Here is a 12,637-nt window from a genome sequence, read left to right as displayed (position 1 = left end):
GGCAACGCAGGACTCCGGTTTGCGGATCACTTTTTGTGGGGACGGATCGCAGGTGCTGCTTTATCAAGTACGCCGTTTACAAACTTATGGCTGTCTTCAGCGCCGAAGGTTTTCGCCAGTTCGATCGCTTCGTTGATGGCCACTTTATACGGCACATCATCACGTTTGGACAGCTCAAACAGCGCGATACGCAACACTGCTTTTTCTACCTGACCCAGCTCTTCGAGCAGACGGGACAGGTAAGGTTTCATCAGACCATCGAGATACGCGCTATTAGTCGCCACTCCCGACAGCAGTTCACGGAAGTACAGAACGTCAACATCTTTCACGTCCTGTTCTGACAGGAACTGGTACTCAACATCAGCGATGTCGTTCTGGGACAACTGCCAGGAGTAAAGTGCCTGGACGGCACATTCACGGGCGCGGCGACGAGCAGCAGGTTTCACGGAATTCCCCTTACGAAAAAATCAGGCCTTGATGGCTTTCAATACATTAATCATTTCAAGCGCGGTCAGTGCAGCTTCTGCACCTTTGTTACCGGCTTTGGTGCCAGCACGTTCGATGGCTTGTTCAATACTTTCGGTGGTCAGCACGCCGAACGCGACAGGAATTTCAGCGTCCTGCGCAACGTGTGCCAGACCGTTGCTTGCACCGCCCGCAACGTATTCGAAGTGCGCAGTGCCGCCACGAATAACGGTACCCAGTGCAATCACCGCGTCATATTTACCGGTTTTCGCCAGCGCGCCCGCCGCCAGTGGCAGTTCGTAAGCGCCTGGAACCCAAACAACGGTAATGTTGTCATCTTTAACCTGGCCGATACGTTTCAGGGCGTCAATGGCACCTTCCAGCAGGCTGTCGTTGATGAAGTTGTTGAAACGCGCAATGGTGATGGCGACGCGAGCGTCCGGGGTAGCTACAGCAGCTTCAATAATGTTCATACTCTTCCTTTACGGGTTCATTTGGCCCCGCAGGGGGGCGGATTTTATCATAATACTTTGCGCACTGCTTCCCTATTTCGGGAGCAATTACGCTGTCGTTAAGTGGAGGCAGACATCCGGACCCACCGGACGAATCTCGCTAAATTTGAGTTGTGGTGCATCGGCCAGTTTTTCAAGGCCGGGCAGCACAAACAGGCCGCGCGCGTCGTGACCTAACAGTTTAGGCGCAACGTAAACAATCAGTTCATCCACCAGCCCGGCCTGTAAGAGCGCACCGGCCAGCGTCGGGCCCGCTTCGACCCAAATGCTGTTCACCTGTTGCTTGCCGAGCAGCATCATCAGCACCACGAGATCCAGATGACCGTTATGCTCCGGCACCATGATGCTGCGCACGCCTTCCGGCCATTCGCGCGTATCTTCCCTGGTGCGGGCAATCCAGGTTTCACCCGGCTGCTGGACAATACGGTGCTCCGGCGTCACGCGGTTCTGGCTATCAATAATAATACGCAGCGGCTGACGCAGGTTCTCCTGCGGATAGAGCGCCTGGGTATCGGCATTCAGCTCATCCCAGCGCACGGTCATGGCCGGATCGTCAGCGAGCACGGTTTCACTGCTGGTGAGGATAGCATGGCTTTGCGCACGCAGACGTTGCACATCGCGCCTTGCCTGCGGCGAAGTTACCCACTGGCTCTCGCCGCTTGCCATCGCCGTACGTCCATCCAGCGAGGCGCCCAGCTTGAGCTGGATATACGGGAACCCCGTGCGCATACGCTTCAGGAAGCCTTTATTGATTGCTTCCGCGTCCTGCATCATCAGACCATGGCTGACCTCAATGCCTTCCTGCTGCAGGCGATACAGACCGCGTCCGGCCACCTGCGGATTCGGGTCCTGCATCGAGGCGACCACGCGTGAAACACCGGCGGCAATCAGCGCTTCGCAGCACGGCGGCGTACGCCCGTGATGGCTGCAGGGCTCCAGCGTAACGTAGGCCGTGGCACCGCGCGCCTTCTCGCCAGCCATGCGCAGCGCATGAACCTCAGCATGCGGCTCGCCTGCACGATAGTGAAACCCCTCCCCCACAATCTCGCCGTCTTTGACGATCACGCACCCGACGTTTGGGTTGGGATGGGTAGTAAAACGACCGCGCTGCGCCAGCTTCATGGCGCGCGCCATGTACATCTCATCGTGCATGAGCTTAATCCTGTAAGCGGGCGATCTCTTCGCCGAACTCTTTGATATCTTCGAAACTGCGGTAGACAGAGGCGAAGCGGATATAGGCGACCTTATCAAGTTTTTTCAGCTGTTCCATCACCAGGTTGCCGATCATCTTGCTGGGCACTTCACGCTCGCCCAAACCGCGCAGGTAAGATTTTATGTGGTTTAACGCCATTTCGACGTCATCCGCGCTGACGGGCCGTTTTTCGAGGGCCTTTAGCATCCCGCTGCGCAGTTTCTCTTCGTTGAACGGCTCGCGCACGTCGTTACTTTTTACCACGCGCGGCATTACCAGCTCTGCAACCTCAAAGGTCGTGAAACGCTCGTTGCACACCAGACACTGCCGACGACGGCGTACGGATGACCCCTCGCCCACAAGACGAGAGTCGATGACTTTGGTATCCACAGCGGAGCAGAATGGGCAATGCATACGGTATCCCTGTTATCCGGTTAACTGATTTTCATTTTACCCTGATCTGGCCTGACAACAAAGGAAGAGCTTTTTGAGATAAAGGATCTATGTCTGACGCAATGATGCTGGCTATCATTAGAGCGATCCGTTATTTCAAGGAAATAAACGCAATGACAAGACGTTACCTGAAAATTTTGCTGGTGGGGAGCCTCTTCACCCTTAGCGCCTGTGCACAGCAAACCGAAGTCCGTCAGATGAAACAGAGCGTGAATACGCTCAATACGGCGTTGGACAAACTGAACAAAGAAACGGTGAAGATCACCCAGCAAAACGCGCTGAACGCCAAATCCAGCAGCGGAGTTTATCTGCTGCCGGGCGCGAATACGCCTGCGCGCCTGAACAGCCAGGTCGGCACGCTGAAAATGTCGCTGGTGAACGTGGCGGCGAATGCCGATGGTACGCGCGCAACATTACGCATCCAGGGCGAATCCAACGATCCGCTTCCAGCCTTCAGCGGTACCGTGGAGTGGGGACAAATCCAGGGCACCACGGAGAATTACCAGGAGGTGAACGTGAAGAATCAGCTGTTCACCGCCCCGGCCAGCGTTTTAGCGCCCAGCGATGTGGAAATACCGCTTCAGCTAAGCGGCCTTACGCCGGAACAGTTAGGCTTTATCCGCATTCACGACATTCAACCTGCCGCGCAGTAATTCCATCCTCTTAAGCGGAGTGAAATGTCACTCCGCTAACATTTACATTTCGTATGGATTGGCAACATAAATGATTGCCGCTACAATCCCGGCCGTTTAAAGTACGCAAACGTGAACGCAATCGATTACGCGTGTGAGAGATATGTGAAACAACACATATTTTTGTGAGCAGGGATTCCTATAATAGGCACCGCAGAAACACGAAATATTTAGAAACGCAATTCGCGCATTTTTCACTCCCGGAAGGGAATTTCAATCAGTGGCATGATTATGAAAAAAACATTACTCGCAGCTGGCGCCGTGCTGGCACTGTCCTCCTCTTTCACTGTTAACGCAGCGGAAAACGACAAACCGCAATACCTCTCCGACTGGTGGCACCAGAGCGTTAACGTGGTTGGCAGCTACCACACCCGCTTCGGACCTCAGATCCGTAACGATACCTACCTGGAATATGAAGCGTTCGCCAAGAAAGACTGGTTTGATTTCTATGGCTATATGGATGCACCGGTCTTCTTCGGTGGTAACACCGACGCGAAAGGTATCTGGAACCACGGTTCCCCACTGTTCATGGAAATTGAACCACGCTTCTCTATTGATAAGCTGACCGGTACCAGCCTGGCGTTTGGTCCGTTCAAAGAGTGGTACTTCGCGAACAACTACATCTACGACATGGGCCGCAACAAATCCGGTCGCCAGAGCACCTGGTACATGGGTCTGGGTACTGACATCGATACCGGTCTGCCAATGAGCCTGTCTCTGAACGTGTACGCTAAGTACCAGTGGCAGAACTACGGTGCCGCGAACGAAAACGAGTGGGATGGCTACCGTTTCAAAGTGAAATACTTTGTGCCAATTACCCAGCTGTGGGGCGGCAACCTGAGCTACATCGGCTTCACCAACTTTGACTGGGGTTCAGATCTGGGCGACAACGACTTCCGCGACCTGAACGGTAAGAAAGCGCGCACCAACGACTCCATCGCCTCCAGCCACATCCTGGCGCTGAACTACGATCACTGGCACTACTCTGTTGTTGCGCGTTACTGGCACAACGGTGGCCAGTGGAACGATGACGCGAGCCTGAACTTCGGCAACGGCGATTTCAGCGTCCGTTCTACCGGCTGGGGTGGTTACCTGGTTGTGGGTTATAACTTCTAACCTGACGGTTAGTGCCGGGTGGCGGCTACGCCTTACCCGGCCTACAAAACCTGTAGGCCCGTGCAAGCGCAGCGCCGCCGGGCAAAAAAGCCAGCTCAAGAGCTGGCTTTTTACTGCCTCACCTTGCGCAAAAAATCCGCCAATGACCTGTCCGCACTCTCGCTAAATCGCCTCTCCGTCGTCACAATATTGAGGCATCTGTCGAGCCGGAAACAGCGATAGTCATCGCGCCGTTCGCACCACGCCGCCAGCAGCCAGCGCTCACCCCAGAAGAACAGCCCCAGCGGCTGAACCTCACGCTTAGAGAGCTGTCCGGCTTCATCGCGGTAATGCAGCGCCAGCACGCGCTGGGCGGAAATCGCCTGATGAATCATGTCAAAATGGCTGCGGGAGTGACTTTGCATGCAAAAGTCCGGGGCGTAGATACGCGCCTGCTCCGCCTTTCGCCGACTCTCCTCCGGCAGGATAGCCAGCACCTTTTCCTGAGCCGACTCCAGCTCGCGCGACAGCGACTCACCTCCCCAGGTTTTGAGCAGGCGAATCGCGACGATCAGCGCCTCTGACTCCCTGTTTGTCAGCATCAGCGGCGGCAGGTCAAAACCCGACATCAGCCGGTATCCGCTTCCCGCCTCACCTTCCACCGGCACGCCGGAAAGTGACAGGTCGCGGATATCGCGGTAGACCGTGCGCTCGGACACGCCAAGCCGGTCCGCCAGATGCGCTGCCGTTGTCAGACGCCTGCCCCGCAGGATCTGCACAATCTGGAACAAGCGGTCAGCGCGTCGGGTCATATCCTAATTAGCTCTCAGGCAGGTTGATGGAGGCCGACGCGATTACCTTCGCTGTCGGTAAACAAAGCGATAGTGCCAATGCCATGCGGCAGTTCCAGCGGGCCAAACACGCACTCACCGCCCGCAGAGGCGATGCGATCGAGCGTGGCCGCCAGATTGTCAGTATGCAGATAAATAATAGCGCCCTGCTGCGACGGCGTAACGCCGTCAAATTTCGCCAGCGCGCCGCCGGTTGCCGGGTCTTCGTGCGGGAAAATCGCCAGCTCTGCAATATCCATTTGCTCGCGCTTCAGCGTAACCTGCATTACCGGTTCATAAAATTTGATGGCGCGATCCATATCGGCGACCGGAATTTCAAACCAGTTAATCACACTTTTCATACTTCCTCCTGCCTGTTGTTTGGGTTCGAAAAGAGTCTACGACAGGGCTCCTGACAGCATACTGTCAGGAGTGTTTGTCAGGAGCAGATAAAAAAAATCCCGGCCAACAGACCGGGATTTCGATAACACCTAAGACAATGTCTTACGGCAGAATGGACGGCTGATCCGCCCCTTCTTTCTCGACTTTCTGCTGGAGCAGGTGCTCGCGCTTCATGCCGAGTTTCAGTGCCAGAGCGGACGCGACGTAGATAGATGACGCCGTACCGATGGTGACACCAATCAGCATGGTCAGCGAGAAGCCTTCCAGCACCGGGCCACCGAAGAGATACAGCATCAGGATAACCATCAAGGTCGTTCCGGATGTGATCAAGGTACGGTGCAGCGTCTGGGTCAACGACACGTTAAAGATTTCGTACGGCGTACCGCGACGGATCTTACGGAAGTTTTCACGAATACGGTCAGATACCACGATACTGTCGTTCAGTGAGTAACCGATAACGGACATCAGGGATGCCACAATCGTCAGGTCAATCTCAATGTGGAACAGCGACAGTACGCCCATGGTGATCACCACGTCGTGCGCAAGAGCGATAACTACACCTGCCGCCAGGCGCCACTCGAAGCGGAAGCCAACGTAGATCAGGATGGAGATCAGCGCCACCATCAGCGCCATCGCACCGGTTTGCGCCAGATCCGCGCCCACGCTCGGGCCGACGAACTCAATACGCTTCACCGCCGCATTCTGGCTGGTCGATTCGTTGATGACCTTGAGAACCTTGCTACCCAGCTCCTGGCTGCCGTTGGCATCGTGTACCGGAGGCATACGCACCATGATGTCGCGGCTGCTGCCGAAGTTCTGCAGCAGCGGCTCTTCGAAGCCCGCTTTCTGCAGCGATTCGCGCATCTGGTCCATATCGATCGGTTTTTCCAGGGAGATTTCAATTACCGTACCGCCGGTAAAATCGAGGCCCCAGTTAAAGCCTTTCACGCCCATGATGGCGATGGACACAATCAGCAGAAAACCTGAAATGCCGAAGGCCCAGTAGTCCCAGCGCATAAAGTCCCAGACTTTACGGCCGTGGTTTAATTGTTCAACAGTATATTCCTGTGCCACAACGCACTCCTCAGATAGACAGCTTTTTGACGCGCTTGCCGCCGTACAGCAGGTTCACGATGGCACGGGTGCCGACAATAGCGGTAAACATCGACGTTGCAACACCGATACCGGTGGTAATCGCAAAGCCTTTGATAGCGCCAGTACCCACTGCATACAGGATAAGAACCTTAATCAGTGTTGTTACGTTCGCATCGAAGATGGAGCTGAACGCCCCTTTATAGCCTTCCTCAATCGCCTGTTGCACAGAGCGACCGTTGCTCAACTCTTCTTTGATACGTTCGTTTATCAGTACGTTGGCGTCGACCGCCACCGCAAGGGTCAGAACGATACCCGCAATACCTGGCATGGTCAGCGTCGCACCCGGCAGCAGGGACATGATGCCGATGATCAGCACCAGGTTAGCCAGCAGCGCGGACGTCGCGATCAGACCAAACTTCTTATAGAAGAAGATCATGAAGAGGATGGAGACCACCAGACCGGCCAGACACGCTTCCAGACCCTGCTGGATGTTTTGCATCCCCAGAGTAGGACCAATGGTACGTTCTTCAACAATCTGAATTGGCGCAATCAGCGCACCGGCACGTAGCAGCAGAGAGAGCTGACGCGCTTCGTTCGGGTTGTTAATACCGGTAATACGGAAGCTGTTACCCAGACGAGACTGGATGTTGGCGATGTTAATCACCTCTTCCTCTTTCACCAACACCGCACGACCGTTTGCGTCTTTCTTACCGCTGTCTTTGTACTCCACGAACAGGGTCGCCATCGGTTTGCCGATGTTGTCCTTCGTGAAGTTGGACATGATGTTACCACCCGCGCTATCGAGCGAGATGTTAACCTGCGGCTGGTTGTATTCATCCTGGCTGGAAGTGGAGTCAGTGATATGGTCACCGGTCAGGATCACGCGTTTGTACAGCACAACCGGCTGACCTTCGCGGGTCTGTTTCACTTCGGAGTCACCCGGAATACGGCCTGCGGCAGCGGCGGACTGATCGACATTGGTGTTAACCAGACGGAATTCCAGAGTCGCGGTTGCACCCAGAATCTCTTTCGCACGTGCGGTATCCTGGATACCCGGCAGTTCTACCACGATACGGTCAGCACCCTGACGCTGTACCAGCGGCTCAGCCACGCCAAGCTGGTTTACACGGTTACGCAGAATGTTGATGTTCTGCTGAACGGCGTATTCACGCGCTTCGCTCAGACGCGCATCCGTCATCACCGCACGCAGCTGGTTGCTGCCCTGAGAGGTAATCACCAGATCGCGGTGACGCTGAGACAGGTAAGTTACAGCCTGGTCGCGCGCCGCGCTGTCGCGGAACGTGATGCTCAAGCCGTAGTTATCTTCTTTACGCACGGTAGTGTACGCAATGCCTTTCTCACGCAGATCGCTGCGCAGGCTGTCGATGTTCTGTTCCTGCAGCTTGCCGAGCGCGGTATCCATATCCACTTCCATCAGGAAGTGAACGCCGCCACGCAGGTCAAGACCCAGTTTCATTGGCTCTGCGTTCAGAGCAGCCAGCCAACGCGGGGTTGCAGGAGCAAGGTTAAGCGCCACGACGTATTTATCACCCAGCACGCCCATCAGCGCTTCACGAGCGCGGAGCTGCGTGTCGGTGGTGTCGAAGCGAGCAAGAATAGCGCCCTCTTCCAGTGCCACAGACTTAGCGGTAATTTTTTCTTCTTGTAACGTTTTCTGGACCTGGATCAGCGTTTGCTCACTGGCGGCGACACCGCGCGCGCCAGTGATTTGAACGGCCGGATCCTCACCATACAGGTTGGGAAGTGCGTACAGCAGGCCGACGAGAATCACGACGACCAGCATGATGTACTTCCACAAAGGATAACGGTTTAACACGGCAGTTCCCTTTGGGAAAAGTTGGGATTACAGCGCCTTCATGGTGCCTTTCGGCAGAACGGCAGCTACGAAGTCACGTTTGATAACCACTTCAGTGGTGTCATTCAGGGCGATAGCAATGTAGCCGCTTTCCGCTACTTTGGTCACGCGACCCACCAGGCCACCGTTGGTCAGTACTTCATCGCCTTTCGCGATAGAGTTCATCAGGTTTTTGTGCTCTTTGGTGCGCTTCTGCTGTGGACGCAGGATCATGAAGTAGAAGATCAGACCGAACACAACCAGCATCAGAATCAGAGACATCGGGCTGCCCTGAGAAGGCGCGCCAGTTGCTGCTACCGCATCAGAAATAAAAAAGCTCATTCAAATTCCCTCATTATTAAAATTAATCAACGTTCAAAGGTGGGACATCCCGGCCCTGACGTTGGTAGAAATCGGTCACGAAGCTCTCTAATTTACCCTCTTCGATAGCCTTACGTAAACCAGCCATTAAGCGCTGATAATAACGAAGATTATGAGTGGTATTGAGACGCGCACCTAAAATCTCGTTGCAACGATCGAGATGATGCAGATACGCGCGAGAATAATTGCGACAGGTATAGCAATCGCACTCGGCGTCGAGCGGACTGGTGTCACTTTTATGCTTCGCGTTACGGATTTTCACCACGCCATCGGTAACAAACAGATGACCGTTACGCGCGTTGCGGGTTGGCATAACGCAGTCGAACATATCGATGCCGCGGCGTACGCCTTCAACCAGATCTTCTGGTTTACCCACGCCCATCAGGTAACGGGGTTTATCTGCCGGGATTTGCGGGCAAACATGTTCCAGAATACGGTGCATGTCTTCCTTCGGTTCACCCACAGCCAAACCGCCGACAGCGTAGCCATCAAAACCTATCTCTACCAGACCTTTAACAGAGATATCGCGTAAATCTTCGTAAACGCTGCCCTGAATAATGCCGAACAGGGCATTTTTGTTCTGCAGGGAGTCAAAACGATCGCGGCTACGCTTCGCCCAACGCAGTGACATCTCCATAGAGCGCTTCGCGTAGTCCCAGTCGGCCGGGTATGGCGTACATTCGTCGAAGATCATCACGATGTCAGAGCCGAGGTCGTACTGAATCTCCATCGATTTTTCTGGATCGAGGAAAATAGGATCGCCGTTGATCGGGTTACGGAAGTGCACGCCCTGCTCGGTGATCTTGCGGATATCCCCCAGGCTGAAGACCTGGAAACCGCCGGAATCGGTCAGGATGGGGCCTTTCCACTGCATAAAATCATGGAGATCGCCGTGAAGCTTCATGATCTCCTGACCCGGACGCAGCCACAGGTGGAAGGTGTTACCGAGGATGATCTGCGCGCCAGTGGCTTCAACTTCTTCCGGCGTCATCCCTTTGACGGTGCCGTAGGTACCCACAGGCATAAACGCGGGGGTTTCTACCACGCCGCGATCAAACACCAGGCGACCGCGACGCGCGCGGCCATCGGTGGTATCGAGTTCAAATTTCATTTTCTTTCCTCTGTGCCGGAAAAACAGTCCGACACATTATTCTGGTGCCGCGGACTTATTCCCCGACACGCTCATTCAAAGCCAGCGGATTGTACGTGATAAACATCGCGTCCCCGTAGCTAAAAAAGCGATATTTTTGTTCTACCGCAGACTTGTAGGCATTCATCGTATGCTGATAACCCGCAAACGCGGAGACCAGCATAATCAGCGTCGATTCAGGCAGATGGAAGTTGGTCACCAGCGCGTCAATCACTTTGTACTGGTAGCCCGGGTAGATAAAGATCTGCGTATCGCCAAAGAACGGCTCGATAAGATCATTTTTTGCCGCCTGCGCGGCACTCTCCAGCGAGCGCACCGACGTCGTGCCGACCGCAACGACGCGGCTACCGCGCGCTTTCGCGGCCAGCACCGCATCCACCACGTCCTGCGGCACTTCGGCATATTCGGAGTGCATGATGTGATCTTCGATGCTGTCCACGCGAACCGGCTGGAAGGTTCCCGCGCCGACGTGCAGCGTGACAAACGCCATCTCAATACCTTTCGCGCGCAGCTTTTCCAGCAGCGGTTCATCAAAGTGCAGGCCTGCCGTCGGCGCCGCGACCGCGCCAGGCTTCTGGCTGTAGACGGTCTGGTACAGCTCGCGGTCGGCCTCTTCGTCCGGACGCTCAATGTACGGCGGCAGCGGCATATGGCCGATGGCGTTCAGGATGTCGAGCACCGAACGCTCGTCATCGAACGCCACTTCAAACAGCGCGTCGTGACGCGCGGTCATGGTCGCTTTGATGCTCTCGTCATCGCCCAGCAGCAGCTCAGCGCCCGGCTTCGGCGCCTTAGACGCGCGAATATGTGCCAGAATACGTTTATCATCGAGCATACGTTCGACCAGCACTTCAATCTTGCCGCCGCTGGCTTTACGGCCAAACAGGCGCGCCGGGATCACGCGGGTATTGTTAAAGACCAGCAGATCGCCAGGGTTGAGCTTGTCGAGCAAATCGGTGAAAGTACCGTGCGTCAGCTCGCCCGTTGGCCCATCCAGTGACAGCAAACGACAGCTGCTGCGCTCAGGCATTGGGTAGTGAGCAATCAGGGATTCAGGTAGTTCAAAGGAGAAATCGGCGACGCGCATGACGTATACTCGTGACTTAAAAACAGGCGGCATAGTCTAGTGCTCACACCCTTTTGCTGCAACAACTAGCCGCCCCCGGACAAATAAAACGCATGAATTTTCTCGCTCACCTGCATCTCGCACACCTCGCTGACAGCTCCCTTTCCGGCAATTTGCTGGCCGATTTTGTACGCGGCAACCCCGCAGAAGCGTATTCCCCTGAGGTTGTCGACGGAATTTTTATGCACCGCCGCATCGACGTGCTGACTGATAACCTGCCGGAGGTGACGGAAGCCAAAGCGTGGTTTCGCCCTGAAACCCGCCGCGTTGCGCCGATCACGCTCGACGTAATGTGGGACCACTTCCTGTCGCGCCACTGGGAACAGCTGTCGCCGGAGATGCCATTGCCCGAATTTGTGCGCTATGCCCATCAGCAGGTGTCGATTATTTTGCCCGACTCACCGCCGCGCTTTGTGAATCTGAATAACTACCTGTGGTCGGAACGCTGGCTGGAGCGCTATCGCGAAATGGATTTCATCCAGAACGTGCTGAATGGGATGGCAAGCCGCCGCCCGCGGCTTGATGCGCTGCGCGACTCCTGGTATGACCTGGATGAGCATTACGAGGCGCTGGAAACGCGTTTCTGGCAGTTTTACCCGCGCATGATGACCCAGGCGAAAAACAAACAGCTGTAACAGAATTCACATTGATAGGTAAAAGCTGGCGGAACGATTGTCACCACCTCTTTGTCTTATCCATGAACACTCTCTATACTGGCTCGCGTTGCGTTCCAAATAACCTTAGTATCTACAGGAGAATCATATGGTTCTGGTAACTCGTCCGGCTCCGGATTTTACAGCTGCAGCAGTTCTGGGCAACGGTGAAATCGTTGAAAACTTCAACTTCAAACAGCACACCAACGGTAAAGCGACCGTTCTGTTCTTCTGGCCAATGGACTTCACTTTCGTTTGCCCGTCTGAGCTGATCGCATTCGACAAACGTTACGAAGAATTCCAGAAGCGTGGCGTGGAAGTTGTTGGCGTCTCCTTCGACTCTGAATTTGTACACAACGCATGGCGTAACACCCCTGTCGAAAATGGCGGCATCGGTGCGGTGAAATACGCAATGGTTGCGGACATCAAACGCGAAATCCAGCAGGCTTACGGTATCGAACATCCGGACGCTGGCGTTGCGCTGCGTGGTTCTTTCCTGATCGACGCAAACGGCATCGTTCGTCACCAGGTTGTGAACGATCTGCCGCTGGGTCGTAACATCGACGAAATGCTGCGCATGGTTGACGCGCTGCAGTTCCACGAAGAGCACGGTGAAGTGTGCCCGGCTCAGTGGGAAAAAGGTAAAGAAGGCATGAACGCGTCTCCAGACGGCGTTGCTAAATACCTGTCCGAGAACGTATCCAGCCTGTAATTGGCACGGTTTACGAAAAAGGCC

The 12,637-nt window shown here is 55.0% G+C and carries 15 protein-coding genes; 4 read left to right on the top strand and 11 right to left on the bottom strand.

What is annotated here, in order from left to right; translation table 11 throughout:
* Positions 1-26 precede the first annotated feature (26 nt).
* From nusB to nrdR, 4 genes are all read right to left on the bottom strand, one after another.
* Positions 27-446 (bottom strand): transcription antitermination factor NusB, encoded by a 420-nt coding sequence (gene nusB / locus AC3WOK_RS16290; protein ID WP_006809908.1) that lies wholly within the window; start codon positions 444-446, stop codon positions 27-29.
* 21 nt (positions 447-467) lie between these two features.
* Positions 468-938, bottom strand: coding sequence for a 6,7-dimethyl-8-ribityllumazine synthase (ribH, locus tag AC3WOK_RS16285; RefSeq protein ID WP_006176874.1), 471 nt, complete (start codon positions 936-938; stop codon positions 468-470).
* A gap of 87 nt (positions 939-1,025) precedes the next feature.
* Positions 1,026-2,129: a bifunctional diaminohydroxyphosphoribosylaminopyrimidine deaminase/5-amino-6-(5-phosphoribosylamino)uracil reductase RibD gene (gene ribD, locus AC3WOK_RS16280; RefSeq protein ID WP_492354809.1), complete on the bottom strand. Its 1,104-nt coding sequence runs from the start codon at positions 2,127-2,129 to the stop codon at positions 1,026-1,028.
* A gap of 4 nt (positions 2,130-2,133) precedes the next feature.
* Entirely contained in the window at positions 2,134-2,583 is a 450-nt protein-coding gene (nrdR, locus tag AC3WOK_RS16275; protein ID WP_008503337.1) for a transcriptional regulator NrdR, read from the bottom strand.
* A gap of 152 nt (positions 2,584-2,735) precedes the next feature.
* Here nrdR and AC3WOK_RS16270 point away from each other — a divergent pair, with 152 nt between their 5' ends.
* Both AC3WOK_RS16270 and AC3WOK_RS16265 read left to right on the top strand, forming a co-directional pair.
* Positions 2,736-3,275, top strand: a complete 540-nt coding sequence (locus tag AC3WOK_RS16270) for a SadB/YajI family lipoprotein (RefSeq protein WP_047347393.1) — start codon at positions 2,736-2,738, stop codon at positions 3,273-3,275.
* Between the two features lie 270 nt (positions 3,276-3,545).
* On the top strand, positions 3,546-4,430 hold the full coding sequence (locus AC3WOK_RS16265) for a nucleoside-specific channel-forming protein Tsx (protein ID WP_025756198.1): 885 nt from the start codon (positions 3,546-3,548) through the stop codon (positions 4,428-4,430).
* Positions 4,431-4,540: 110 nt separating this feature from the next.
* Here the strand turns inward: AC3WOK_RS16265 and AC3WOK_RS16260 are convergent, their stop codons facing one another.
* The 7 genes from AC3WOK_RS16260 to queA all read right to left on the bottom strand — a co-directional run bounded on the left by AC3WOK_RS16260 (position 4,541) and on the right by queA (position 11,209).
* Complete coding sequence (locus AC3WOK_RS16260) at positions 4,541-5,221, bottom strand: helix-turn-helix transcriptional regulator (RefSeq protein ID WP_059310514.1); 681 nt, start codon at positions 5,219-5,221, stop codon at positions 4,541-4,543.
* 14 nt (positions 5,222-5,235) lie between these two features.
* The gene (locus AC3WOK_RS16255; RefSeq protein ID WP_492354808.1) at positions 5,236-5,601 is read right to left on the bottom strand and encodes a VOC family protein; all 366 of its coding nucleotides are present in this window, start codon (positions 5,599-5,601) and stop codon (positions 5,236-5,238) included.
* A gap of 142 nt (positions 5,602-5,743) precedes the next feature.
* Positions 5,744-6,715 carry a protein translocase subunit SecF gene (gene secF / locus AC3WOK_RS16250; RefSeq protein ID WP_059310512.1) on the bottom strand — a complete coding sequence of 324 codons (972 nt, stop codon included), beginning with the start codon at positions 6,713-6,715 and terminating at the stop codon, positions 5,744-5,746.
* 10 nt (positions 6,716-6,725) lie between these two features.
* Positions 6,726-8,573 (bottom strand): protein translocase subunit SecD, encoded by a 1,848-nt coding sequence (gene secD, locus AC3WOK_RS16245; RefSeq protein WP_063429237.1) that lies wholly within the window; start codon positions 8,571-8,573, stop codon positions 6,726-6,728.
* Positions 8,574-8,600: 27 nt separating this feature from the next.
* Positions 8,601-8,933: a preprotein translocase subunit YajC gene (gene yajC, locus AC3WOK_RS16240; RefSeq protein WP_042320789.1), complete on the bottom strand. Its 333-nt coding sequence runs from the start codon at positions 8,931-8,933 to the stop codon at positions 8,601-8,603.
* A 22-nt stretch (positions 8,934-8,955) separates the two neighbouring features.
* Entirely contained in the window at positions 8,956-10,083 is a 1,128-nt protein-coding gene (gene tgt, locus AC3WOK_RS16235) for a tRNA guanosine(34) transglycosylase Tgt (protein WP_492354807.1), read from the bottom strand.
* A 55-nt stretch (positions 10,084-10,138) separates the two neighbouring features.
* Complete coding sequence (gene queA / locus AC3WOK_RS16230; protein WP_447855166.1) at positions 10,139-11,209, bottom strand: tRNA preQ1(34) S-adenosylmethionine ribosyltransferase-isomerase QueA; 1,071 nt, start codon at positions 11,207-11,209, stop codon at positions 10,139-10,141.
* A 92-nt stretch (positions 11,210-11,301) separates the two neighbouring features.
* Between queA and acpH the strand changes: the two genes are divergently transcribed.
* Both acpH and AC3WOK_RS16220 read left to right on the top strand, forming a co-directional pair.
* On the top strand, positions 11,302-11,883 hold the full coding sequence (gene acpH, locus AC3WOK_RS16225; protein ID WP_429053711.1) for an ACP phosphodiesterase: 582 nt from the start codon (positions 11,302-11,304) through the stop codon (positions 11,881-11,883).
* A 127-nt stretch (positions 11,884-12,010) separates the two neighbouring features.
* Positions 12,011-12,613 (top strand): peroxiredoxin C, encoded by a 603-nt coding sequence (locus AC3WOK_RS16220; RefSeq protein ID WP_010428037.1) that lies wholly within the window; start codon positions 12,011-12,013, stop codon positions 12,611-12,613.
* Positions 12,614-12,637: the final 24 nt, after the last annotated feature.

The sequence above is a fragment of the Enterobacter sp. FW301-JW81 genome, from assembly GCF_058788735.1.
The sequence above is the reverse complement of the archived record's forward strand: the minus strand, read 5'-3'. Positions and strand labels throughout refer to the sequence as shown.